The 26182-nt window shown below is 42.5% G+C and carries 17 protein-coding genes; 12 read left to right on the top strand and 5 right to left on the bottom strand.

Going from position 1 to position 26182, the window contains the following annotated elements; all coding sequences use genetic code 11:
* Positions 1-59: 59 nt before the first annotated feature.
* The 11 genes from BMW86_RS23090 (at position 60) to BMW86_RS23140 (ending at position 10474) form a co-directional block, all read left to right on the top strand.
* A complete protein-coding gene (locus BMW86_RS23090) occupies positions 60-242 on the top strand; it encodes a hypothetical protein (RefSeq protein ID WP_089784341.1) in 183 nt (60 codons plus the stop codon).
* Positions 243-280: 38 nt separating this feature from the next.
* Positions 281-967, top strand: coding sequence for a hypothetical protein (locus BMW86_RS23095; protein WP_089784343.1), 687 nt, complete (start codon positions 281-283; stop codon positions 965-967).
* A 156-nt stretch (positions 968-1123) separates the two neighbouring features.
* Positions 1124-1489 (top strand): hypothetical protein, encoded by a 366-nt coding sequence (locus BMW86_RS23100; protein ID WP_089784345.1) that lies wholly within the window; start codon positions 1124-1126, stop codon positions 1487-1489.
* A 10-nt stretch (positions 1490-1499) separates the two neighbouring features.
* On the top strand, positions 1500-1718 hold the full coding sequence (locus BMW86_RS23105; protein WP_089784347.1) for a hypothetical protein: 219 nt from the start codon (positions 1500-1502) through the stop codon (positions 1716-1718).
* Between the two features lie 258 nt (positions 1719-1976).
* The gene (locus BMW86_RS23110) at positions 1977-2357 is read left to right on the top strand and encodes a DUF2147 domain-containing protein (RefSeq protein ID WP_089784349.1); all 381 of its coding nucleotides are present in this window, start codon (positions 1977-1979) and stop codon (positions 2355-2357) included.
* Positions 2345-3700 (top strand): TolC family protein, encoded by a 1356-nt coding sequence (locus BMW86_RS23115; protein ID WP_089784351.1) that lies wholly within the window; start codon positions 2345-2347, stop codon positions 3698-3700. Before BMW86_RS23110 ends, BMW86_RS23115 begins: the two co-directional genes overlap by 13 nt.
* A gap of 9 nt (positions 3701-3709) precedes the next feature.
* The gene (locus tag BMW86_RS23120) at positions 3710-4726 is read left to right on the top strand and encodes an efflux RND transporter periplasmic adaptor subunit (protein ID WP_089784356.1); all 1017 of its coding nucleotides are present in this window, start codon (positions 3710-3712) and stop codon (positions 4724-4726) included.
* A gap of 1 nt (position 4727) precedes the next feature.
* Entirely contained in the window at positions 4728-7751 is a 3024-nt protein-coding gene (locus BMW86_RS23125; protein WP_089784359.1) for an efflux RND transporter permease subunit, read from the top strand.
* A complete protein-coding gene (locus BMW86_RS23130) occupies positions 7748-8602 on the top strand; it encodes a DUF6268 family outer membrane beta-barrel protein (RefSeq protein ID WP_089784361.1) in 855 nt (284 codons plus the stop codon). The genes BMW86_RS23125 and BMW86_RS23130 overlap by 4 nt, the downstream gene beginning before the upstream one ends.
* A 115-nt stretch (positions 8603-8717) precedes the next feature.
* Positions 8718-9728 carry a sensor histidine kinase gene (locus tag BMW86_RS23135; protein WP_143056665.1) on the top strand — a complete coding sequence of 337 codons (1011 nt, stop codon included), beginning with the start codon at positions 8718-8720 and terminating at the stop codon, positions 9726-9728.
* Complete coding sequence (locus tag BMW86_RS23140) at positions 9725-10474, top strand: LytR/AlgR family response regulator transcription factor (protein WP_218149205.1); 750 nt, start codon at positions 9725-9727, stop codon at positions 10472-10474. Before BMW86_RS23135 ends, BMW86_RS23140 begins: the two co-directional genes overlap by 4 nt.
* 62 nt (positions 10475-10536) lie before the next feature.
* Here the strand turns inward: BMW86_RS23140 and BMW86_RS23145 are convergent, their stop codons facing one another.
* The 5 genes from BMW86_RS23145 to BMW86_RS23165 all read right to left on the bottom strand — a co-directional run bounded on the left by BMW86_RS23145 (position 10537) and on the right by BMW86_RS23165 (position 23267).
* On the bottom strand, positions 10537-11292 hold the full coding sequence (locus tag BMW86_RS23145; RefSeq protein WP_143056666.1) for a hypothetical protein: 756 nt from the start codon (positions 11290-11292) through the stop codon (positions 10537-10539).
* Positions 11293-11314: 22 nt separating this feature from the next.
* A complete protein-coding gene (locus tag BMW86_RS23150) occupies positions 11315-12880 on the bottom strand; it encodes a RagB/SusD family nutrient uptake outer membrane protein (protein ID WP_089784367.1) in 1566 nt (521 codons plus the stop codon).
* 18 nt (positions 12881-12898) lie between these two features.
* The gene (locus tag BMW86_RS23155) at positions 12899-15991 is read right to left on the bottom strand and encodes a SusC/RagA family TonB-linked outer membrane protein (RefSeq protein ID WP_089784369.1); all 3093 of its coding nucleotides are present in this window, start codon (positions 15989-15991) and stop codon (positions 12899-12901) included.
* Between the two features lie 72 nt (positions 15992-16063).
* Positions 16064-18916, bottom strand: coding sequence for a glycoside hydrolase family 31 protein (locus tag BMW86_RS23160; protein ID WP_089785768.1), 2853 nt, complete (start codon positions 18914-18916; stop codon positions 16064-16066).
* A 289-nt stretch (positions 18917-19205) separates the two neighbouring features.
* A complete protein-coding gene (locus BMW86_RS23165) occupies positions 19206-23267 on the bottom strand; it encodes a hybrid sensor histidine kinase/response regulator transcription factor (RefSeq protein ID WP_218149206.1) in 4062 nt (1353 codons plus the stop codon).
* Positions 23268-23615: 348 nt separating this feature from the next.
* On the opposite strand from BMW86_RS23165, the gene BMW86_RS23170 reads away from it, so the two are divergent.
* Entirely contained in the window at positions 23616-26078 is a 2463-nt protein-coding gene (locus BMW86_RS23170; RefSeq protein WP_089784371.1) for a glycoside hydrolase family 95 protein, read from the top strand.
* The last annotated feature ends 104 nt before the right edge of the window (positions 26079-26182 follow it).

The raw sequence follows: 26182 nt of genomic DNA on the forward strand, positions 1-26182 counted from the left end.
GCCTGAGATGAAGGCTGTTTACCATTTTTATTACATTCACAAAAACAAAATCAAATTTTATGACAGACAAACAAATTCAAATGCTTATTGATCTGACCAAAAAAGAGTTGGCAGAATCTGTAACTAAAGAGGATGCTATAAGTAAGCTTCAAAGGGCCGGCATCCTGGATGAACATGGTGAGTTGACACCAATGCATAAGAATCTTGGGTATGCACTCGCATACAGTTTAAGTAAAGACTGAGAGTGATTTATTTATTGTTAACCTTAATAATTTTGTCCATGTATGACATTCGACCAAACCTTATAATAGGTTTCCACGGCTGTGATGAAGCTGTCTGCCATTCTCTCATAAATAATCCTGATAACATAAAAATAAGCCAACAGCCTTTTGATTGGCTTGGGCATGGTATGTATTTCTGGGAGAATAATTATGAACGCGCATTGAGTTGGGCATTAGAGAAACAGCAAAGAGGAGAAATAAATAAACCGGCAGTAATCGGAGCTGTAATAAGTCTAGGTAATTGTTGTGATTTTCTGGACTCTAAGAATACCCAAATATTAGAGTTTAACTATTCTCTGATGGAAAGTTTTTATCAGACATCAGGACAAATATTGCCTGAAAACAGAGATGTAGTAAATGATGAGCATAAAGATAAACTTTTGAGAGATTTGGATTGTACTGTAATAGAATTTATGCATGAGAGGATAGATAAACAGACAGCATCCGATAATTTTATAAATGGCTTTTCTGATTACAAATTATTTGATTCAGTTCGCGGAGCATTCATGGAAGGTGGGCCTGCATTTAAAGGTTCTGGCATTTCAAAAAAAAGCCATGTCCAGATTGCAATCCGCAATCCTAATTGCATAAAAGGATTCTTCCTGCCACGCCGGGAAGTAAACTATGCAAAATGGTATGGAGAAAAGTTCCGTGCTAATACTCATTCTCATACATCCGTAAATTAACCCCGTTCTATTTCCCTGCGTTTCTTCTTCCCCCTTTCCTAATACCCAACCCCCCAGCTATATATCCATTTCATCCCCCATTTTTTCAGCTTCATCCCATATTCCGCAACTTCCTTCCCCATCTTTTGTCTTATTTTACAGTAAATACCAAGAAATATGAACAGGAAAACAACTGCATTAATTATTACTGCATTTTTTCTTTTTATCGGATCCTCCTTTGCCCAGGACAGTAAAAAAGAGCAAGGCGCAAAGGCACTGACAGATACAATGAAAACGCAGCTGTCTTTAAACGACGATCAGTACAAGCAAGTCTATGACATCAACCTGGACTTCATATCTAAAGTTGCTTCTGTAAAGCAGGATGGAGATAGTAAAATGGCCAAATTCAAAAAGCTGAAGTCAATAGACGGAGATCGTGATGCCGCTCTTAAAAAAGTATTAACAGATGATCAGTTTAAGGACTTCCAGGCCTATAAACAGGAGAACAGGAAAGAAATGAAAGCACGGTTTCGTAAACAATAACACTTATTTTATGAAAAAGATAATTATTCCAGCCATAGCAGGCTTGTTATTCGTATCAGCACAAGGTATGGCCCAGCGTATTGTTGTAGTACACAGGGTTCCTTGCAGAGTAATAGCACCGGCAAGAGTGGTTGTAGCTGCTCCTATCGCAGTAGTAAGACCTGCCCCCGTGGTGGTAGTAGCCCCTCGCAGGGTGGTTTATTCCCGTCGGGCAATAGTATTGCGCTAGAAATTAGAAAAGAGGATTTGCTGTTTTTTGTAATATGAATGGTCCGCAACACCACTTATGACACATCAGGCCCTTCATCCGAACAACCTCCTGGTGGTGAAACTGGTCCATTCATATTACAACAGCAACTGCAATAAATAAGCCCCATACCTGACTCTCCCTGCCCGTTCCACCCTCCATATTGCCCGTTTCACTTCTGAAGGCCATTCCCGGCTGACCATCTCCACGCATATTTGCACCTCAATAAATCTGAAACAAATGAAGATCTCTATGCAACGGGGTGTAGCCATGCTTACGCTTATCCTGGGCTTATTCTCTACGAATGCATTCTCCCAGTCTCCTGATAAAATCAATGGTGAATGGATCAATGATCAGCATGACAAAAAAATACTATTTCACAAGGCCGGCGATGGTACTTATGAAGGAGAGATGATCTGGTCTAAAGAGACAAAGGCTAAACCAGGACAAACAATCATCAAAGGGTTGAAATATAAAGATAATAAATACACCGGTGGACAATTATACCTGCCAGCCAGAGACGAATGGGTGAAATGCAGCGCCGTACTCAAAAACGATAATACACTTGAAATCACAGGTTCAAAAAGTATGTTCAGTAAAACAGTAACATGGACAAAATAGTAATCATGCTGTACATGCTGTTTTTTACAACTACCATGAAAGCACAGCAGCAGCTGAACAATTACGTAAAAGAAGGACTAACATCCAACCTGGGGGTAAAACAACTGAACGCCGACTACTCAAAAGCCCTATGGACGCTAAAAGAGGTGAAACGTATGTATGGCCCTAACCTGGATGCCGTTGCTTCTTATACACATACCTTCAAAGAAGGTATTGCTATACCAGCCGCGGACAGTACCAATGCTCTCTCGGTAGGTTTACACAAAATGCTGGAGCAGTCCAATTCAGGCCTCATCAAAGATGGTAAGATCTATTTCCCTTTACCACAACAATATATGGCAGGAGTACAGCTGACTCAGACTGTATACAGCGCGGAATTGCACTATAACAGGGATATGAAAGAGGCAGGTACCCAACAGGCAAAAGCCCGACTGGAAGACTTTAAAATCTCCCTGGAAGCAGATATCCGCTCTGCCTATTTCCAGTACCTGGAAGCTTATTATGTTGAGATAGCAACGGCTGAAGGAATGGATATCGCTGTAAAGAACCTGCATAGCGTAGAAAACCAGATTTCCGCACAAAAGGCTACAAAGGAAGCTTTATATAAATCCAGGGCAAATGTGAGCCTCGTAGCCACCAAACAACGGAATGCAGATAATGCATTACTAAAAGCGCAGTATTATTTCAATTTTCTACTGAACAGAAATATGACTGCTGATATAAATATCGATAGCGCTTATGTATTTGATCCATTAAAACATTACTCTTTGCAAACAGACGAAACCAGTAAAGAGCATCAATATCAGCTGGATAATATCCGTTACATGGAAATGGCTACAGGCTCTCAGATGAAAATGCTGAATGCCAATAAATTGCCGCAGGTACAATTCAGCACATTTGCGGGGCTGCAAACACAGGGGTTCAGCGAAAGTAATGCCCAGCGACCTATGATACAGATGAAACTCTCCCTTAAATGGAACCTGTTCAATATGGGGGTGAACAATGCTAAATACAAGGAGGCAGAGATGCAACAGCAAAGTATTCAACAGCAATTCGGACAGGAACAGCAACAGTTACTCCTGAATGAGAAGACAGCTTACAGAGATGTAAGCACGCAGTTGAACAACTACGCTTCTGTTAACGACAGTTATATCAATGCGGAAGTGTATTACAAAGCTGTTGAGGAGAAATTTCAATTGGGAATGGCCGGTATCCTGGACATTACAGATGCGGAAAACCAATTGTTGCAGGCTAATATAGACCGGCAGAAATGGTATTACGACCTGCAAATGAAAACAGCCAGTTATCTGAAATCTACCGGTAAAACTATTTCTATCCTTTAAGAAAAAAGCATGAAACATTATCATATCATCCTCATACTATTATTCACTTCCTGTGCTCATCAGCTACCTCCTGCAACGGAAATACGGCCGGTAGTAGAGGTCGTGTATCCACAAATGGGTAAGCAAACAGTTACCCTCGCAGCAAGCGGAATGATCGCCAACAGCGAAGAAATTTCACTCTCTTTTAAAACCGGTGGTATGGTGGAACAGGTGAATGCAGAGGAGGGACAATACGTACAGAAAGGCGCGTTACTGGCCAGACTGAACATCACAGAACTGGATGCTCAACTGCAACAGTCGGATTTGAATATCAGTAAACTGCAAAGAGATGAAAGCAGGCTGATAAAACTGGTAAAAGATACGACTGCCACTATAGAACAATTACAGAACACGCAAACCAGCCTGTCCACTGCTAAAGAGCAGAAACGCGGACTGGAATACAACAAACAACAGGGATATCTGTACGCTCCATCAGCTGGATTCATTCTTAAACGTACCGTTAACCCCGGCGAATTTAAATCACCGGGATCCCCCGTATTTACATTAGGCAGTAATACTTCAGACAGTAAATGGGTATTCAAAATAAGTGTAAGCGACAAAGACAGGATACAACTACACATGGATCAAAAAACAATGATAACCCTGGATGCACTGCCAGGAAAATCCTTCAATGGCAATATTATAAAACTTTCTTCCATTCCTGATGTGCAAACTGGCACATACGATTGTTATGTAAGTTTTGATCCGGGAACAACCAACATTGTATACGGCCTTACCGGTAAATTAAGTGTGGGATATGAATCTTCGGAAGCATATACCACACTGTCACTGGATGCTTTAACAGGTGTTGATGGTAATGATGCTATCGTCTATACAATCGGCGCAGACAGCCTCGTAGAAAGAAAGTCAGTACATATTCACAGTATCAACAGCAAGACAGTCTCCATAGAAGAACAATTAAATGCAGCCGTCATTACTGCCGGAAAGAACGATGTTATACCGGGTAAGAGGGTGAAAATAAAATGATATGAATATTCCTAAATTCTTTATAAAACACTGGCAGTTTACGGTATGTATATTCCTGATGATTTTAGTCTGGGGTATTCACTCGTTCCGTACAATGCCCAAGAGTGAAGATCCTTTGTTCCCTGTACCTACCTACCAGGTAGTATGTATTTATCCGGGTGCCAGTCCGGCCGATATGGAACAACTCATCGTTAAACCACTGGAATCTGCTATTGGTACATTGACGGAAATTGAATCTGTCAAAACAAATATCAACGATGGGATGGCTTTTATACAAGTCAAATTCCTGCAAACAGCGGATGAAGATAAAAAGTATGATGAAGTACAGCGGGAAGTTGATAAGGTCCGTCCGGACCTGCCAGACGGAATAGCCAGTCTGGATGTTATTCAGGGATCCACCAGTAATGTGAATGTATTACAATATGCACTGGTAAGTGATGATAAGCCTTATCGTGATCTGGAAACAATGGCAGACAATATCAAACAGGAAATAGAACAGGTAAAGGGAGTAAAGGAAGTAGTGATACATGCATTACCACAACAACAGATCACGGTAAATATAGACCTGTCAAAAATGGCAACCATGGGCATTACATTAACAGATATCTCAAACGCTGTAAAGAGTGAGTCAGTGAATGTTCCCGGCGGATTTATAGATGTAACCAGCAACAGGTATAATGTAAAAACTACTGGCGATTATGAAACCGTTGAAGCCATTAAAAATACGATTATCAAATCAGCAAATGGTAACATCATCTATCTTAAAAATATTGCAGACATTCAAAGTGGTTATGAACAGAAGGCTTACTATGCAAGATACAATGGGCGCAAAACTATTTTTATAGCAGCTAATCAACAGGAGAATACCAACATTTTCACTGTAACCGAAAAGGTAGAAGAGAAGCTCCAACCTTATTATAAACTGAATAACGGCATTACACTGGTCAAAATGTTCGACCAGAGTATCAGTGTGTCGCACCGGCTGTATGGTCTTTACCGCGATTTTATTATTGCTGTACTACTGGTACTGGTTACACTGTTGCCACTGGGATTAAGGGCCTCTTATGTAGTTATGTTTGCGATTCCTACTTCTATTTTTATTGGGATCACATTGTTGTATCTGACAGGTTATTCCCTGAACCAGTTCTCTATTGTAGGACTTGTTATTGCACTGGGACTGCTGGTAGATGATAGTATTATTGTAGTGGAGAACATCGTAGCAAAACTGCGCAAAGGAGAAAACAAGATAGATGCTGCTGTAAATGGAACTAACCAGTTACTGGGAGCAATAGCAGCTGTAACAGTATGTATCGTGTTATCGTTTCTTCCACTGGTAACCCTGGATGGGGCTACCGGAGACTTTATCCGTACACTTCCACTGGCGGTTATATTTACCATGTTGGGTTCATTGTTCGTGTCATTAACATTAACGCCCATGATCTCCAGCTGGTTGCTGAAGGATAAAATAGGAGATAATATCTTTTATCGCTGGGTGATGAAACTGAATGAAGGACCCTTTCTTAAAGTACTTCATAAATGTTTGAAATATCCTAAAACGACGTTATCCATTGCAGGAGCGCTGGTGTTGACAGGCGTTATATTGATCAAAGTGATTGGTTCTACCTTTTTTCCGGTAGCAGAAAAGCCTCAGTTCATGATCAATGTTACAATGCCTTTAGAGAAGAATATCGCCTCAGTAGATAGTATATGCAGTCTTATTGAAAGAGAAGTATTTAAACATCCGCAGATAAAATCGGTAGCAACGAACATAGGAAAGGGAAATCCTATGATCTATTATAACCTGCCACAGCTGGGACAAAAGGCCAACACAGCCCAGTTGATATGTGATATCGGCCATTATGAGAAAGACGAAATGAATTTACTGCTGGACTCTCTGAGAAATGTGTTTGCACAATATGCAGGCACTAAAATACAGGTAAAGGAATTTGTGCAAGGCCCTCCCGTACAGAACCCTGTTGAAGTACGTATGACAGGAGATAACCTGGATACCCTGAAAATGTTGTCGGCAAAAGTAGAAAATATTATGCAGCGGACGCCTGGGACTATCTATATAGATAACCCATTGAAAGAGTCTAAATCTGAGCTGAAGGTTGTAGTGAATCATGAGAAAGCGCTGGCATTAGGGATACCTATATCAGAGATCTCCAAGACACTCCGTATGGCATTTGCCGGTTTACCGGTAGGGGAGTTCTCCGATAATTCCGGCAAAGATTACAACTTTAAAATTGTACTGACGCTGAATGAGGATAGTCGTAAAACATTTGATGTATTTGATAAGGTATACGTCGCTGCCATAACGGGTAAGCTGATACCTTTTTCTCAGATCGCTTCTTATCAGTTCCAGGTGAGCGCTCCTACTATCCAGCATTATGACAGAGTAAGGAGTGTTACTGTTACCAGCAGTACGGCCTCTGGTTTCCTGACCAGCAACGTTGCCAATGCAATAATGAAGGAAGTGAAAAAGATAAAATTTCCAGCCTCTTATAGCTTTACAGCAGGAGGGGAGACGGAGAAAAAGAAGGAATCTTTCAGTGGATTGACCAGCGCTTTACTCATTGCCATATTTGCTATTACAGCGGTACTGATCCTGGCGTTTCATGGGGTGAGAGGAACGCTGATCGTGGCTTCTGCCATTCCTCTGGGTATATTTGGGTCTATAGTCGCATTGTGGATAGGCGGATATACTTTTTCCTTCACGGCATTTATCGGCATTGTTACACTGGTTGGACTGGAAGTAAAGAACACGATTATCATTGTAGATTTTACCAACCAGATGCGGGCACATGGTCATGATATAGACAAAGCGATTGAACTGGCCCGTGAAGAGCGGTTCACACCTATCTTTCTGACAACGCTCACAGCTGTATTTGCCCTGGTACCATTAGTAATAGAGCGTTCGGAATTCTTTTCCCCACTGGCACTTGTACTCATTGGTGGTTTGCTAAGCTCTCTTTTGCTGACGCGTTTTGTAGAGCCTGTTTTGTATAAAATGCTAATGAAATGAGGAAATTAATATTGTTGCTGATAGTGTTGCCGGTTACTGCTTTTTCTCAGGATAAAGAAGTGTTTCATGCATCCTGGAAATTTGTTCCTGCAAAGACGGATACGATTGGGAAAACGCATTATGTGGATGTTTACCTGGCGTTTCCTTTATACAAAGACAGTGTAAATGTGCTGGCAGGAGCAGTTGCTTACAAAAGTACATATCTGGAAACATTTTCCCCTTTATATGCTGTTTCAGTTAACCTGGCATGGTTGCATAAATTGAATGATAAACATAATATTATCCTGTTTATACAGGGCGGGATCTTCAGTGATATGAAAGATATAAGTGAAGAGGATCTAAGGAGAACGTTCGGAGTCCGTTATACCAGTAAACATTCAGATAAATTCAGATCCGGATTCGGACTGGCTTATTCAAAACAATTCTTTAGTAAACAGATTACGCCTATCATTGAATTGAACTATCGCTTTTCAGATAAACTGCAATTTTACGGATTGATACCTGTACGTCAACGCCTGGAATATACTATCAGCAGGAAATCGAAAACTGGCATAGACGTAAATGCAGATGTGATCAGTTACCGCTTATCAGCCTCTTCAGAAGCTTCCCGTTATATGAGGATCGCACAATGGGCAGGCGCGATATATTACCGTTATAACTTTTATGCTAACTGGAATATAAATGTTGGCATCAACATGGCCGTTCAGCAACGGTTTGAGCTATATGATAAGGTCTCTTCCAGTAACTGGACGCTTTTTTCAAAGACGCTGGGTGGCAAACCGACACCGGTGTACAGGGCCGATCAGCATGGATTGCAGTTACAGTTGAGTATTGGTTATGCACTTCCTTAAATAATATGTAGGTTCGATAAATAGCAAAGCAAACTGGCCTGTTTCAACAGGCCAGTTGTTTATCTGAACAGTTTATATCTTTACTATTGTGTTGAAATATGCTAAGTTTGTATCTATGAAATTTGTGAAAAGATACCAGTTGAAGGCTGGGATATTTATTTCGCTGTTCGTTTCCCTGCTGGTATTTATTCCCCGCGTGATCCGCTATGATGAAACTGAAGACTTCATAGTATTACTGCAAATCGCCTTTTCCAGTTTCCTGTTTGCTCTTAGCAGCTGGATCTACAGCCAGTTTTTCCTTAAGTATGCCGGAATAAAACAACAATGGTTAAAAGCAGCGATTGCCATTTCCTTTTCTATGATAGTGTCTGTATGTTTAGCACAGTTTTTCCAGTATCAGGATAGTGGGTCAAATCTGTTATATTCTACAACATTATCAGAACAGCGCAGGATACTGATGTTGCTGTTCAGAGGAGTGGTAGTAGGAGGGTTTGCCTATCTATGTGCTTATTACCTGAACATGTTGCTGGAAACACAGCAGGCTACTATTGGCATGGAGCATCTGAAACAGGAAAATCTACAGGCAAGATTGAATTCGCTGAAACAGCAGATCAGCCCTCATTTTTTATTCAATTCATTGAATACACTAAAGTCAGCGGCAAATGAAGAACATGTAAAGGAGTATGTGGTGCAATTGTCTCTTGTATACCGCTACCTGTTAAACTATAATGATAATAATCTGGCAACGGTAAGGGAAGAACTGGCATTTATCAATGCCTATAGTTTTATCCTGAAAGAAAGATTTGAAGATGGATTTAGTATGCGCATAAATATAGATGATAATATCCGGGAACTGCATGTTCCTCCTTTATCATTACAGATACTGATAGAGAATGCGGTAAAACATAATATAGCATCTTTGTCTAAACCATTAAATATAACAATCTCAAATAATGAAGGGTATATTGTTGTCAGCAATAACCTGCAACGTAAATTCTCTTCCGAAGAAAGTACAGGTAAGGGACTGATTAATATAAGCGACCGTTACCGGTTACTGGCTCAAAAGACAATAGACATTAAGGAGGAAGATGGGAATTTTACAGTAAAACTGCCATTGCTGCCATGATAAACGTACTGATCATAGAAGATGAAGTAAAAGCTGCAAAGGAGCTTAAAAAGCTATTGGAACAGCTGCGGGATGATATGCAGGTAACAGATATCCTGCAATCAGTGGAAGCAGCAGAAGAATGGTTTGAGGTAAACCCGCATCCTGGTTTGATTATTTCAGATATACAGCTGGCAGATGGGTTGAGCTTTGAGTTTTTTAACAGAGTGTCTGTAAAGGCGCCTGTTATCTTTTGTACCGCCTTTGATGAATATGCTATCCGGGCTTTTGAAACTAATGGTATAGATTACCTTTTAAAGCCTGTAGAGAAGGATAAGCTGGCCCAAAGCCTGGAGAAGTTCGATATGATGAAGAGCATTTTCAGCGGTCAGCAGTTGCAAAATCTCTTCACACAAATTAAAGCCCCGTTTAAGACCACTTTACTGGCTCATTTTCAGGATAAGATCATTCCTGTAAGGACGGCTGAGGTAGTCTTTGTTTATGCTGCAAACGGACTGATAGGGGTCTTTACGGTGGCCGGGAGGAAGTACTACGTGAATAGTACGCTGGATGAACTGGAATCGAGCCTGGACCCTCATGAGTTTTACCGGGCCAACAGGCAGTTTATTATCTCCCGGAATGCTATTATGAATATAGAACATTCCTTTGCCCGTAAACTGGTGGTAAAGGTGCAGCCGGATGCCCCGGAAAGTATTGTTATCAGCAAAGCAAAAGCATCTGAATTCTTAAAATGGATGGAAGGATAAACAAGAAAGGCTGTTTCTCCCAGAGAACAGCCCTTCTATTATTATTCATCCCTATCAAACCACTAGTATGTAAAACCTTTACGTTTGAACATCCATATGTTTCTCCAGCCATCACCCTGCTGCGCAAGGGTCAGCTCATCTGCTGTCAGTTTCACGATCACATAAGTTACTTTATTCCCTAAGCTGATATCAGCACCTGTAATCTTCACAGACTGGCTAAGTGTATCCAGGTCAAAGGAAGCCGTAGTGGTAACACCTGCATGTGTAAAGGTATAATTCTTGGAACCTTTCAGGTCAAACGTCATTTCATCATCAGCAACACCCTGATCCGTTAAATAAGCGATGCCGTTCTGCCACCACTCAGGAGCAGTAGCACCACCCGAACCATTACCGTAGCAGATGCCGGTAGGTCTGTCTACAGCCCATACCCATGTTTTACCTTCCTGTGCATTTGTTAACAGGTTCCAGGATGGATTATGGAAATACAGGGGATCATTTTCAGATACCGTGATTTTTGTAGAATCATTCAGCGGACCACCACTGGTGTAGACAGAGTATTTGATGATATAATCACCCGCAAAAGGCAGGTTGATCGTATCGCTGGGTTTTTTGGAAAAACCACCGCTATATTGCCAGAAAGGGATATAGCTGCCTTTCGTAAGGCTGTTCAGCATCACAACATTATCATAACCCTGTTGCTGTGTTACGGTATATTTAAGATCTGCCTGTGAGAGAGTAGGAGCAGAAAGTGTTTCCTGATCTTCCTTTGTGCATGATGCCAGCACAAGCAGCAATAAGATGATGATATAATTTTTCATATCGCAGTTTTTAGTGGAATTATTAATTAGTCCAACCTGGATTTTGTTTATAAGCGCCATTAGATAAGCTGATTTCCTGTTCAGGAATCTTGAAAAGACCCTGTTTAATAACAGGGAAGCTCACATCAAACTGAGCGTCTCCATTGCTGTTGTCTATCGCTGCTTTGGCTACGTCCATGCCCTGACGCAACAGGTCCCAGTAACGTTGCCCTTCCAGTGCCAGTTCCAGTCTGCGCTCTTCCATAATGAGGCTTTTACCGGCAGCATCAGATGTTAATGTCTTACGGTAAGAAGTACTCAGGAATGCACGGTCGCGAACGCGGTTGTAATAATCCTGTGCCTTGCTGAGGTTTGCATCCAGGTTCAGCTCTGCAGCCATCAGCAGTACATCTGCATAACGGATCACCACATTATCGTAGTAATTATCTATCTGGAAATTACCGCCTTTATCCACTGCATTACCTTCATCCATCGGCGTATATTTTTTCCAGAAGTATCCTGTGTATTGCGCCTGATCACTTAACACATACTTTGAAAGATTTTCATCTGCAATAGAAATAATACCACCGGATTTGCGGGTATCTGCACCATCATAAGCATCATATAATTTGCTGCTTACAGTACCTGCACCCCAACCCTGGTAGTACGGCAATAAGATCTGACCACGGATGGCGATATCTACCTGCATACGGTTACCATTGTGCTGGTCCCAGCTGCCTAAGCCTTTATAAGTGAATTTGATGGACCATACGGTTTCTTTATTATCCTCTCCAACAAATCGGGAAAGAGATGACTGCCACAGACGGGGGAAAGAATCTACCAGTCCATAACCACCTGCGTTAATTACATTATCAAGATAAGTGATAGCGTCCGTTTTAGTGATTACACCTGCCAGGTCTGCCTGGTTGTAATATCCGGTATAATAAAGGTATACACGGCCTATTAAAGACTCCGCAGCCCATTTGTTCACTCTGCCATAATCAGCGCTGGAAATACCACCGTAAGCCGTAGCAGGCAGCTTGGCAGCTGCAAACTGCAGGTCCTGCGCGATCAGCTTATATACATCCGCAGGAGCTGCCTGTGGTGTATTGTATTCAGAAGGCGTGAGGGGAGAGGTGGCCAGTGGAATATTTCCAAACATACGTACCAGGTCAAAATAGAAGTAAGCTCTGAGGAAATGTGCTTCAGCAGCATACTGTGTTTTAAGGGTAGTATCAGCGCCCCAGCTCACTCCATCTAATTTAGACAGCAGTACGTTAGCCCTGTAGATACCAGTATAATATTTCTGCCAGATACCAATGTTCATATTGGCCGCTTCCTGGAAGCGGTCCCATTGTTTCCATACCAGGTCGGAAGTACCACCTCCGCCAAAGCAATCGTCGCTGGCCAGTTCGGATACCAGTTGTATATTATCGTAATCGCCTATTTCCAGTTGATTGTATACAGCTACCAGTGCCTGTAAAGCCTGTGCAGGTGTTTTATAAAAGGATGCTTCCGTCTGTTGATCTACCGGAGATGTATCCAGGAAACTCTTGCTGCAGGCAGCAAGGAAGGTGATAGCTATAGCTGAAATGATGATCTTTTTCATGTGGAATGATTTACAGTTTTAAAGTCTAACGTTCACGCCTACCAGCACTGTTTTAGGTTGCGGATAAGTACCCAGGTCTATACCGGAAGCCCAGCCGGAAGGACCATAGCCTACTTCAGGATCTGTTCCTTTATACTTTGTAAAAGTGAACAGGTTGGTGCCGGACACATATAATCTCAACTGTTGTAATGGTAAGTTGTGGAATACTTTTTTGAAATCATATCCAAGGTTCAGACTCTTTACGCGTAAGAACGATGCATCATGGACGTAGAGGTCAGAAGAACGGATCCAGTTCTGGTTTAGTTCTGCACCGTCAGTTACACGGGGAATACGGTTAGATGTTCCTTCACCTGTCCAGCGACCCAGTATTTCTGTAGTATAGTTACTGAGTGGGCGGGAGAAATCATGTGTACCATCCCATATCTGGTTGCCATAGTTACCATATAAAGCAACAGAGAAATCAAATCCTTTATAACCCAGGTTCACACTTAAACCGTAAGTGAATTTAGGATATGGGTTACCAATCTGTCCTTCATCTTTACTGTCAATCACACCATCACCGTTTACATCTTTGAAACGCACATCACCGGGTTGTGCATTAGGCTGGATCTTAGTACCGTCTTTTCCTACATAAGCAGCAATCTCATTGTTATTCTGGAAGATCCCTGCTGTTTTATATCCGTAGAAATATCCCATTGGGAAGCCTTGCTGCGCACGGTAGAATTCAGGCATGCTGGCATATGTTATACCACTTGCACCATTGATAATTTTCTCAGGATTAGGAATATCAGTTACTTCATTGCGGTTCACACCCATATTGGCATTCACACCAACAGTAAGGTCATGGAAAGTATGATTATATCCCAATGATATTTCCACACCCTGGTTGCGTACATCGCCACCATTGATCAGAGTAGTACTGGAACCGGAGATTGCAGGCGTATTTACTCCTACCAGCCAGTCTTTTGTTGTTTTGCGGTATATATCTACTGTTAAATTGAAATCTTTGAATAACTGTGCGTCAAAACCAACGTTGGCTTGTTCAGATGTTTCCCATTTAAGATCTGGATTAGAGATCCTTATCGGTGCAGCGCCTACAGCAGCATTGTCTCCTGCTCCAAAATAATATCCCAGGAATTGTGTGGAGATAGTAGAAAGATACTGGCTGTAATACTGTGGCAGGTTACCATTTTGGCCCCATCCTGCACGGATCTTCAGGTATGGTAACCAGGAAACGTGCATGAAAGATTCATTACTTGGTACCCATCCAAGAGAGAAAGAAGGGAAATAACCTGTACGGTGATTAGGACCAAACCTGGAAGAGGCATCAGACCTTAATACAGCGGTGAACAGATATTTTTCTGCGTAGTTATAACTGATACGTCCGAAATAAGAAACCAGTGAGGCGGTACTGTCAGAACCGAAGATCCTTTGTGTACTGTCTGTTGTTCCGTTATTGATAACAGCATTGTCAAGGCCCTCTTTCGTGAGGTCCTGTTTATAACCCTGCAGATAACTGCCAATTATTCTGCTGGCATTCATACCTGCCAGTGCAGTGAAATTATGTTTTCCAATGGAACGCTGGTAGCTGATGGTATTATCCCAGTTCCAGGTAACACCGCGGTATATACCCTGATTGGCCTGAGAGTGCGTATTGTATGTGTTCAGGGCAAGGTTATATACCGGCAGATAACTCCGGACGTCAGAATAACTAAGGTCCAGACCAAAATCACTGCGCAGTTTCAATCCTTTAATAGGTTCAGCCTGTAAGTAAGCATCTCCTACCAGGCGGTCTGTTTTTGCTTTATTCTGATTCTGATAATACATGGCAGCTACCGGGTTGGCTTCGTCTGCATTAAAAGTAGATTTGCCAAAGGTGCCGTCTGCATTATATACAGGGAACAGCGGACTTACACTGAATACAGAGTGGAAAGTGTTGTTGTAGATATTACCAACAGCCACACCTCTTTTGTTAGACTGTGCAAAGGTCATGTTCTCTCCGAACACGATGATGTCTTTATACATCTTATGTTCAGAGTTCATACGGAAGGATATGCGGTCATAAACCGATTGTCCTTTAAAGCCTATCACACCTTCCTGTTTGGTATAAGCAAGAGAAGCAGAGTAGATAGATTTATCATTACCACCAGACAGACTTAATGTATGATTCTGTACAGGTGCTTTTTTATTATACATCGCTTCCTGCCAGTCTGTTCCCTTACCCAGTTTGCTTAACTGATCAACTGTAAAGTAAGGAGTACTGCCGGAGTTGATCGCCATTTCATTCATGATCACGCCATAGTCATGCGCATCCAGCAGGGATACTTTATGAGATGGGTTTTGTACACCGTAATAAGCATCGTAGGCAATGGTCATAGCCCCCTGACGGCCTCTTTTGGTAGTAACCAGTACCACACCGTTTGCAGCCCTGGAACCGTAGATAGCAGCAGAAGCAGCATCTTTCAGTACGTCTATGGAGGCAATGTCGGTAGCATTCAGGTAGCTGATATCTTTTACAGGCACACCATCTACAATGTACAGTGGATCTGCATTACCTACAGTACCGGCACCGCGTATACGCACTTTCATTGATTCGCCTGGCTGGGCAGAATTAGCAGTGATCTGTACACCGGGAGTTTGTCCCTGTAATGCCTGGTCAACCTGTAAAGTATGGTTTTGTTCCAGCTGTTGTGTATTTACGTGGTCGATAGCGCCTGTTACCAGTTTCTTCTTTTCTGCACCATAACCTACTACGATTAATTCATTCAAACCGGTTGCCCCTCCGGACATGGATACCGTGATAGATGTCTTGTTCCTTACCGGTATTACCTGTTTGATAAAACCAACCAGTGTTACTTCCAGTGTATCGGTATCGTTTACTTCAAGATTGAATGCGCCTGCAGCATCTGTGATCGCACCTGCGTTTGTACCCTTTATACGCACGCTGGCGCCGGGTAATGGTGTGTTTTTGCCGGCTTCTGTTATCTTACCGGAGAGTGCATGTTTTGCAGTCTGGGCAGATATCATGTTGCCTGATAACAGCAATGTGAGCAGCAGTGCCGGTACCCTGTTGGCAGTCACAAAATCCCTGATTTTGTAAGCAGTTTTCATAATGTTAGAATGTTTGTTAAGGGATGGAATTTGTTGTTTGATACGTGAAATTTTGATCGTAACGTGTTACTGTTATTTAATCACAAGTGTTTGTTCATTGCCACTGTATTTGATTATTTGTCCGTTTTTATTGTTGAAACTAAGTGCCACAGGGCTTTCTTTCCCTGCTTTTACCACACGGAAGCTACGCTGCTGCAACATGCCGGGGAAGCTGCCTTCCCGTTTGCCTATTGTCAACGTTTTGCTTTTCTCATTATATGTAAAGGAGATATTGCTGAATTGTCCTTTTTCATAATTATAGTTTACCCCTTCATCTTCGTAAAGATTAAATGCTCCGTTGCTACCGGTATATACGTATAGGGTAATGGTATCGGCTGGCAGCTGTGAAGTATATTGTAGCGCCGGGCCGAAAGGTATGATACTACCTGCTTTCACATAAAGAGGCATCCTGTCTAAAGGAGCGTCAGCAGTAATGTATTTGCCTCCTTCCTGGTATTCTCCACTGTAGAGGTTGTACCAGCCGGTATTAGCGGGAAGGTATAGTTTACGGGTGCGGGCTTTATAAGCATATACCGGGTTTACGAGCAACGCAGGACCAAACATAAACTGGTCACCGATACGCTGTACGGTAGTATCCTTATCGAAATCCATAATGAGTCCACGCATAAGCGTATAACCATTATGGTATGTCTGTCCCGCTAAGGAGTAAATATAAGGCATTAAGCGATATCTGAGCTGATCGTAATACAGCATGGATTTAAACTCGGGACTGTTCTCTGGAGCAATATTGAATGGTTCCCTGTAAGGGTACTGTCCATGAGAACGGAACAATGGACAGAAGGCCCCGTACTGGAACCAGCGGGTATTGAGCTCTCTCCATTCCTGTAAATCGGCACCTTTTGGATTAGGCTGATCGTATTTGTCCTCCACATAAAAACCTCCGATATCTGTAGTCCAGTATGGTAAACCGGATAAGCTAAAGTTCAATCCTGCAGGGATCTGTCTGGCCAGCTCATCAAAGCGGGAAGCAATGTCTCCGCTCCAGGTAGCAGCGCCATAATGCTGTATACCGGCAAATGCGGAACGTGTTAATATAAATACACGCTGATCAGGATTTTCGGCACGCTGTCCTTCATAAATACCTTTGGCATTTTCTAAGGAATAGGGATTGAAATATTGTGTGGATGATCCTAAAGCAGTAGGGTTCATCAGTTCTTTACGGTGTTCGATAGTAGAGTTGGAATAAATGTCCGGTTCGGTCGCATCCAGCCACCAGGCGTCTACGCCTTTACTGTACAGGCTTTTGCTCAGCATACTCCAGAACATCTTACGAGCATCCGGATTAAAGGCATCGTAGAAAGTAGATACATATCCTTGTCCTATCCAGTCTCTTTGTTCGTCCTTAATATTCTGTTTGTACAACCATCCTTTATTATCCAGTAATTTATAGTTGTCGATGCCTTTGTAGAACTTAGGCCATGCAGAAATCATGAAATGAGTATGATAAATGCGGTGCAGGGAATCTATCATTCCTTTTGCATCGGGGAAACGGGCAGGATCAAATTCCTGACTGCCCCAGGCGTCCTGTTTCCAGTACGACCAGTCCATCACGATATTATCAATAGGAATGTTCTTTTTACGGAACTCCTGCACAGTACTGATTACTTCACGTTGTGATTTGTAACGTTCACGGCTCTGCCAGTAACCCAGCGCCCATTTAGGAACGATGGTAGCTGCCCCGGTCACTTCACGGTAACCCGCAATGACTTCATCCGTATTATTACCATATATGAAGTAGTAATCGATCTTTTCTCCGGCCTCTGATGTAAAGGCGATCTTATTATGCAGTGTTTCAGGCGTAGGAGAGAGCTGTTTTATGGAGATAAAGGCCTGGTCGGACTCTGGTATCCATTCTACCTTAACAGCGTGTTTATGGCCCTTATAAAGTTGATGCTGGAACACGGAAGGACCAGGGTTCCACCCTTCCCTCCATTTGTCCAGCATTAATTCTCCATCTACCCAGATTTTGATGTAACCAGAAGCCGTAATATAAAATTTTTGAAGCCCGTCTGCCAGGGGAGAGATACTTCCTTCCCAGGTAATAACCCCTTTTGCCATCGGATATCCCACAGGGATCTCCGAAAGGGAAGGGATAAAGGCATAATCTATTTTGTTTTCATTGCGCTGTAAAAAGATGCTGTCCGGTTTTTGTCTCAGGGCATAGGTAGCGGTGAGGCCATCCGGTTTGCCTTCTTTATTATACAACAGTAATTTACCCAATTGTTCATATGGGCGGTCATCTCCAAAACGGGTAATAGAATAGTTATCCCATAATATACCGTAATGATGACTGGATACCAGGAAGGGCACTACAGCCACAGAATTGAATTGTGTAAGGTTCACATCCTGGTCCTTATAGTTCATCTGGCCGGTCTGGTGTTGTCCCAGTCCGTAAAAGGCTTCTCCTGCCGGTGATTCAAACACCTGTTGCAGGCGATATAGCGGATGACCGTCTATATTTTCCGTAGTAAAGGTTTTACCACCCCCTTTCTTTTCCTGCAAGATGACGTTTCCTGCCTTGTCCATGAATACCACTTCTCCTGTTCCCAGGTTCACGGTAGCCATCAGCTCTTTTGTGTTTAATGTTACCTTATTATCTTTCTCGTCTGATGTCCATTTTATGTCCGGAGTGCCGGAAACCACAGATATCAAACTGGGAGTTGTTGAAATTGAGTCATTTGCACTGGCCGTTACACGGATAATCCTGTCTGATATCACCTGCAGTTTCACTTGTTTGGCGCCACCTGCTGTTGGTCTTTCTAACCTGATGAGTAAACCGTCTTTCAGCCTTTCAATATGATCCGCATAACAAAATTGTATGCATAGCGTAAAAAACACAAGCGGGAAGAGTCTCTTTTTCTTCATATACATGGAATTGTTCCTTTCTAAAGGAGTTTTAACGTGTGCTGACAAATATAGCCGAGTGGTCCAAGAAGCAGGGTCAGGGTATGTATTTGATTAGGGGTTGAAATGTTAAGGGAGAGGTTGGATTTGATAAAGAGAGGGGGATCGTTTGATAAGGAGAAGGATAGGAAACCCTTTACCAGATTGGTTTTATATATTTAAGAAAGGAGCTGAAAGGTTTTGAAAGATAAATAAAGGGAAAACGAAGCAGGAATGAAGCATAGATGCCGTATGGATGCATGATCATGTATTACTCACCTTTCCCCCTGTAAGCAGAGGGTAACACCTTGTACTCCAGCTTAAAGTACTTTGAGAAGTACTTAGGATTATTAAATCCTACCTCATAAGCCACTTCTGCGATGGTCATCTGGCTTTTTTCCAGTAATTGTGCGGCCCGTTTCAAACGGATAGAACGGATAAATTCAATGGGAGGTTTGCCGGTTAACTGCAACAGTTTCTTATACGCTGATACACGGCTCATATGTAATTCACGGCTTAACTCTTCTACAGAGAAATCCGGATTGGAGATATTCTTTTCTACAATACGCAGGGCATTCTGGATAAACACTTCATCATGGGAAGAGATCGCTATTTCTTCCGGATGAGCATCTATATGCTGTTTAAAAGTATTTTTGAGAGATACCTGTTGAGTGATAATGTTCCGGATACGGGACAGGAGCATTTCAAAGTTAAAGGGCTTGGTGATATAATCAGAAGCCCCATTGTCCAGCGCTTCCAGCTGATCTTCCTCAGCTGCACGGGCAGTGAGCAGAATTACCGGCAGGTGGGCGATCCTGGGTTGCTGACGGATACGGCGGCAGAGTTCCAGTCCGTCCATTTCTGGCATACTCACATCACTTACCACCAGGTTGGGGATGGTATCCTGCAAAATGTTCCATCCAGCCAGGCCGTTAGGCGCATCTATAATATGATAGTACAATCCCAGGTTATCCTTCAGATAGAAGCGGAAATCTTCATTGTCTTCTATCAGCAAGATCACTGGTTTCTTACCCGTATACGCTGGTATTGGAGCAGGTGCCGGTTTCGCCACCATAATAGAGGTCTTGATCGGATCTGTTACTACTGCCTGGTTATCAACAGGTAATAAGATCGTGAAACAGCTACCCATTCCCGGGGTACTGTCTACACTAATACTTCCCCCATGTAATTTCACGAATTCACGGGTGATACTTAAGCCTATACCACTTCCCTGGTTCACCAGCGAACCAGGAATATCATGCTGGAAGAAGCGTTCAAAGATCCTTTCCTGTTTTTCTTCAGGAATACCTATCCCGTTATCTTTCACCATAATCGCCAGTTGCTCCGGGTTTAACAGCTGAAGGTCTACGGATATATTACCATGTTCAGGTGTAAACTTAAAGGCGTTGCTTAACAGGTTAAAGATGATCTTCTCTATTTTATCAGGATCATAAGACATGGACAGTGTACTCACATTGCTATGAAAATCCAGGTGAATCTGTTTCTTCTCAGAAAGGTCGGAGAAAGAGGTAGTCAGTTCCTGTACAAATGATACGATATCACCCTGGGCAGGGTACAACTTAATTTCCTGCACTTCCATTTTACGGAAGTCCAGCAACTGGTTTACCAGGTTTAACAGGCGACGTGCATTACGTTGTACCAATACCAGTTGTTGCTGCAACCCGCTTTCAAGGTCCTTTTTAATGATCTTTTCCAGGGGTGTGATAATCAGACTGAGTGGTGTACGGAACTCATGACTGATATTCGTAAAGAAGCGGATCTTCAAAGCATCCAGTTCATGCATACGCTGTGCTTCCTGTCTTTCCTGTTCAATACGCGAACGTAAACGTTCACGTTCCAGGATCAGTCTTCTTGCCAGCCATAGCGCTGCTAAGGTTAGCAATGCATATAGCATGAATGCCAGCGGCGTTCTCCAGAAAGGAGGCAGTATCCTGATATGGAGCTCCAGCGGTTGCTGTGTCCATATGCCATCGTTATTGGATGCCTTTACACGGAAAATGTAATCACCGGGGTCCAGGTTGGTAAAGGTAGCCATGCGTAACTGACCTTCTGTTGTCAGCCATTCATGATTGAACCCTTCCAGCATATACATGTAGCGGTTTTTCTCCGGATGAAAAAAGTTGAGCGCTGCAAAGGAAATAGAGAAGACATTCTCTTTATATTTTAAGGTAATCTCTTTTGTATTGGAGATGGATTGAGATAACAGTTTTCTTCCGTTGATGATTTCTCCCGGTTGCATGCTGTTATTAAAGATCTGGAAATCGGTGAGTACCACCGGCGGAACATTGTGATTTACCGTGATATTATGTGGATAGAATAAGTTAAACCCATTTCCTCCACCGAAAATCAATTCTCCTTTACTGGTTTTCAGGGCTGCATTTTCATTGAACTCGCGGCCTTGCAAACCATCTGATTCATCGTAGTTTTTAAAAGTATTTTTATTGAGATTGGACAGACCATTGGCTGTGCTCATCCACAAAGTATGATCATTATCTTCGAGGATGTTTAATACGGTATTGTCTGGCAGTCCGTCTTCCCGCCGGAAGATGCGGAACTTTTTCGTGCGTGGATCAAATTGATTGAGCCCTTCATGAGTGCCTATCCAGATCATCCCGTTGCTATCTTCAAAAAGACAAATCACGTTCCGGTTACTGATCTTATCAGGACCACTATCATAATGCGTGAAATGCCCCTGAGGGTCGCGTACATCAATTCCATCTGAAGTACCTATCCAAAGGTTGCCCTGTTTATCTTCCAGTAACGCAGATACATAAGCAGATCGGATAGAGTTAGGCTTCCCTTTTTGAAAATGCTGGAACACACCGGTACTGGGGTTTAATAAATCCAGTCCGCCGCTAAGCGTACCTATCCATAATTGTTGTTTACTATCTTCAAAAATCTCCCATACACTGTTATCACTCAAACTGGCTGGATTAGCAGGATCGTGACGATAATGCGTGAAATGTTGTCCATCAAAACAATCTAATCCCCCGAAATAAGAACCTATCCACAGCTTTTGATTATGATCTATCCAGAGACTTACGATTACATTGCCGCTGGGACTGTTAGCATTAGCGGCATCATGCAGGTATTGTTTGTATGTATTGTGTGAGCGGTCATAATAAATAAGGCCACCGCCATTGGTGCCTATCCATAGGTTACCTCTGGCATCTTCTGCAAAACGGTTTACATCATCGTAGGGCAGACTGTTGGCAGCATATACCTGGTGCTGGAAGAGAGGGAATTTTACGATGTTCTCATGATAATAGGAGAGTCCTCTTTTATAAGTGCCTATCCATATTATACCTGAGTTATCACGGTAGAGTGCGTTAATACTATTTTGACTTATACTCTTAGTATTTTCGCTATTGTTGACGAGGTATTGAATAGTCTGGTGTTGTTTATCTATTACATTCATTCCACCATGATCTGTTCCTACCCATATTAATCCCTGGTTATCCTGCACTACGCCTCTTACTATGTTATTGTTCAGCTTTAATGGACTACTATTCTGATCATAATGCGTAAAGCCCTTTTTGGGGTTAAAGCTGTAAACGCCCTGTACATCACTATTGCTGAATATCCAGAGATCACCATCTGTATCGGCGATCATTTCGTAGTTCTGTAAGGCACTGCTACCGGGTTGTTCCGGCATATGGCTGTAGGGGAAAACCTGGCCATAGGATTCATCCATCATATCCAGCATACCATCGGTATGCAGTATCCAGATAGTTTTATTTTTATCCTGCACCATACAGGCGATAGCATTCGTAGAAGGAGTATAGATGTTATGCTCCACATGAGCTACGCGGGTGGCGTGTTTAAGAGAGGTATGATAACAGTATAATCCTGAATCGGGCACAATGAACCAGAAGTTCCCCTTGCTGTCTTTCATGATATTATTAATGGAGTCTCCGGGGATGCCCCATTGTTTCATGATCTTGCCGGGATGCCTTTCGAAAGTACCTGTAGCCGGATTATAGATGTTCTGCCCGTTGCGGTTGGTAACCCAGATCAGTCCATCGGGGCCTTCGGTGAGCCTGGTAACGAAATTATCAGAAAGAGAAGTAGTATCGCGGGTATCATGCCGGAATACTTTGAATGTATAGCCATCATAGCGGTTAAGACCTGACATGGTCCCAAACCACATGAAGCCCTGGCTGTCTTTCAGGATGGTGTTTACCTGATTGGCAGAAAGCCCCTGAGCGATATCTATCCTTGTAAACTGGTACTGTGACTGTGATGTTTGCGCCTGTAGCAGTAAGACCGGTAATACAACCGGCAGGAATAGCAATAGTATTCTTTTATTCACTTTTTTCTAACGCGGTTGTAATTAAATGTCTAAAATACAATATATGCTGCTTAAAAAAGAGAAAGGTCGAAAGAATTCGACCTTTGTGCTAAAATTCCACGTTATGGTACTCAGGTCCATAAAAAGTTTAGCAATGTATTTATAATAAATAATTGATATTAGTGAGATTGTGACGCATTCCACACATTCCATCTGAAATAATGCAATCCAGGCAAATGTAATACCCGCTAAAGGGATAACCAAACGTTTAGCATTATTTTTTCCGCAATCGTTTGCGTCTTCGTATTAAATAGTGAAAACGTAATTAATTATAGATAATTTTAGCTCAGGACTATTATAATTATAATCATGCGTTTAAGATTTCTCTTTTTTCCAATTCTCGTTATAGGAACTGCTGTTCAGGCCCAGCAGACAAAACTCTGGTATAATGCCCCTGCTACTGAATGGACACAGGCCCTTCCTTTAGGTAATGGCCGTTTAGGTGCCATGGTATTTGGTGGTGTCAGTGATGAACTCATCCAGTTGAATGATGCAACTTTATGGTCTGGAGGACCGGTCAGCAACAATGTAAACCCGGATGCAGCAAGGTATCTGCCCCTGGTAAGGACCGCATTGTCTCAACAGGAATACCATAAGGCTGACAGTCTGCTGCATAAAATGCAGGGCGTTTATTCACAGTCGTTCCTGCCATTGGGAGATATTCATATCAAACAGCAACTGGCCGGTAAGGCAGAACAGTATTACCGCGACCTTGACCTGACAAATGCTACGGCTACTACCCGTTTTACCAGCGGAGGCGTGGTATACACCCGGGAAATGTTTATTTCTGCACCTGATCAGGTGATTGTGATACGCCTCAAAGCCAGTAAAAAAGGACAGCTGAACTTTGTAATAAGCGAAAGCAGTCAGCTTCATAATGTGTTATCAGGTAAAACAGAACTGGTGATGAAAGGCAAGGCGCCTTCACAGGTAGATCCCAGTTATGCTAACTACAATAAGGAACCTATTATATATGAAGAAGCAGGCAGTTGCAAAGGCATGCGTTTCGAACTGCGTATGAAGGCAATTACAAAAGATGGCAATGTAAAAATAGATACGGCCGGTATTGCGGTAAGAAATGCTACAGAGGTAACTATACTGTTATCCGCCGCTACCAGCTTCAATGGCTTTGACAGATGTCCCGATAGTGATGGAGCAGATGAAACTGCGTTGGCTACCGGTTTTCTTAAAAAAGCAGCACTGCATAATTTTGATGATCTGCGTTTGAGGCATATAAAAGACTACCAGCATTTTTATAACCGTGTACAGTTTAATGTGGCGGGTGCTGATATGTCGAAAGTTCCAACAGATGAGCGTTTACGCAAGTATACTGCTGGTGCTGAAGATCCTTCTCTGGAAACATTGTATTTCCAGTATGGACGTTATTTACTGATCTCCTGTTCCCGCACCAAAGATGCGCCGGCTAATTTACAGGGGCTTTGGAATAAAGAATTACGTGCTCCGTGGAGTTCCAACTATACCATTAATATCAATACCCAGATGAACTACTGGGCTGCAGAGGAAGTAAACCTGACGGAAATGCAGGAGCCTTTATACCAGCTGATAAAAGAGATATCCGTTACTGGTAAACATACGGCTGCTAACTTTTATCATGCAAGAGGCTGGGTAGCACATCATAACACTGATATATGGGGCTTGTCAAATCCAGTAGGTGATTTAGGCAAAGGAGATCCTATGTGGGCCAACTGGACGATGGGTGGTAACTGGTTATGCCAGTTCCTGTGGCAGCATTATCAGTTTAGCGGAGATAAGAAATTCCTGAAGGATACTGCTTATCCTTTAATGAAGTCGGCCGCTGATTTTTGCCTCGACTTTCTCGTGAAAGACAGCAGCGGATATCTTGTTACTTCTCCTTCTACTTCTCCGGAAAATATGTTTATTACCGCAAGCGGTAAAGGTGAAGCAGTATCTGTTGGCAGCACTATGGATATGTCTATTATCCGTGACCTGTTCTCCAATATGATACATGCCAGTGAAGTATTAGGGATTGATGCAGCGTATCGGGATACTTTACAGCATGCTTATGATCAGCTGTATCCATTTAAGATAGGTAAAAAAGGTAATCTGCAGGAGTGGTATAAAGATTTTGATGAACAGGACCCAGAACACCGTCATATCTCCCATCTCTTTGGATTGTTCCCTGGCAACCAGATTTCTCCGCTTACTACACCGGAGCTGGCAGCTGCGTGTAAGCGTACATTAGAGCTTCGCGGAGATGGTGGTACAGGATGGAGCAAAGCCTGGAAAATCAACACCTGGGCCAGATTACTGGATGGTAATCATGCACATAAACTGTTACGCGAGTTATTAACGTTTACGGGTAAAGGCTCTACAGATTATCATAATAGTGGTGGTACTTATGCTAACCTGTTTTGTGCACATCCTCCATTTCAGATAGATGGTAATTTTGGTGGTACATCTGGCATTGCACAGATGCTGCTGCAAAGTCAGACTGGTACATTACAGATCCTTCCGGCTATTCCGGATAGCTGGGCTACCGGTGAAGTGAAAGGACTGCTGGCAGAAGGTGGTTATACCGTAGATATGAAATGGTCTCAGGGAATGCTGAGCAGTGTAACCATTCACGCAACAAAAGATGGTACCTGCTTTTTGCGTGTACCACAGCGGGTGAGGGGCGGAGCAGATGTAAAGCTGGGACCAGTGAAACCCAAAGTCGCAGATGATCACTTTATATATGCACTGCAAACAAAAGCAGGTGGTGTATATACACTGGACAGAGTGATCAGATAAAATACTAAACCGGGAGATCATCTCCCGGTTTTTTTATACTCCATATATTAATTGTCAATATTACAACAAAAGTTAAAATACGAGTATAGCCTGTTAAAAACCGT

This window comes from Chitinophaga sp. YR573 (assembly GCF_900110995.1).
Taxonomy (GTDB): domain Bacteria; phylum Bacteroidota; class Bacteroidia; order Chitinophagales; family Chitinophagaceae; genus Chitinophaga.

Excerpts from the sequence above, each read along its gene's own strand:
- BMW86_RS23110 (WP_089784349.1), top strand. The coding sequence starts at position 1,977 with ATGAAGATCTCTATGCAACGGGGTGTAGCCATGCTTACGCTTATCCTG.
- BMW86_RS23120 (WP_089784356.1), top strand. The coding sequence starts at position 3,710 with ATGAAACATTATCATATCATCCTCATACTATTATTCACTTCCTGTGCT.
- BMW86_RS23135 (WP_143056665.1), top strand. The coding sequence starts at position 8,718 with ATGAAATTTGTGAAAAGATACCAGTTGAAGGCTGGGATATTTATTTCG.
- BMW86_RS23115 (WP_089784351.1), top strand. The coding sequence starts at position 2,345 with ATGGACAAAATAGTAATCATGCTGTACATGCTGTTTTTTACAACTACC.
- BMW86_RS23125 (WP_089784359.1), top strand. The coding sequence starts at position 4,728 with ATGAATATTCCTAAATTCTTTATAAAACACTGGCAGTTTACGGTATGT.
- BMW86_RS23170 (WP_089784371.1), top strand. The coding sequence starts at position 23,616 with ATGCGTTTAAGATTTCTCTTTTTTCCAATTCTCGTTATAGGAACTGCT.
- BMW86_RS23100 (WP_089784345.1), top strand. The coding sequence starts at position 1,124 with ATGAACAGGAAAACAACTGCATTAATTATTACTGCATTTTTTCTTTTT.
- BMW86_RS23150 (WP_089784367.1), bottom strand. The coding sequence starts at position 12,880 with ATGAAAAAGATCATCATTTCAGCTATAGCTATCACCTTCCTTGCTGCC.
- BMW86_RS23105 (WP_089784347.1), top strand. The coding sequence starts at position 1,500 with ATGAAAAAGATAATTATTCCAGCCATAGCAGGCTTGTTATTCGTATCA.
- BMW86_RS23090 (WP_089784341.1), top strand. The coding sequence starts at position 60 with ATGACAGACAAACAAATTCAAATGCTTATTGATCTGACCAAAAAAGAG.
- BMW86_RS23140 (WP_218149205.1), top strand. The coding sequence starts at position 9,725 with ATGATAAACGTACTGATCATAGAAGATGAAGTAAAAGCTGCAAAGGAG.
- BMW86_RS23160 (WP_089785768.1), bottom strand. The coding sequence starts at position 18,916 with ATGAAGAAAAAGAGACTCTTCCCGCTTGTGTTTTTTACGCTATGCATA.
- BMW86_RS23130 (WP_089784361.1), top strand. The coding sequence starts at position 7,748 with ATGAGGAAATTAATATTGTTGCTGATAGTGTTGCCGGTTACTGCTTTT.
- BMW86_RS23145 (WP_143056666.1), bottom strand. The coding sequence starts at position 11,292 with ATGAAAAATTATATCATCATCTTATTGCTGCTTGTGCTGGCATCATGC.
- BMW86_RS23095 (WP_089784343.1), top strand. The coding sequence starts at position 281 with ATGTATGACATTCGACCAAACCTTATAATAGGTTTCCACGGCTGTGAT.
- BMW86_RS23155 (WP_089784369.1), bottom strand. The coding sequence starts at position 15,991 with ATGAAAACTGCTTACAAAATCAGGGATTTTGTGACTGCCAACAGGGTA.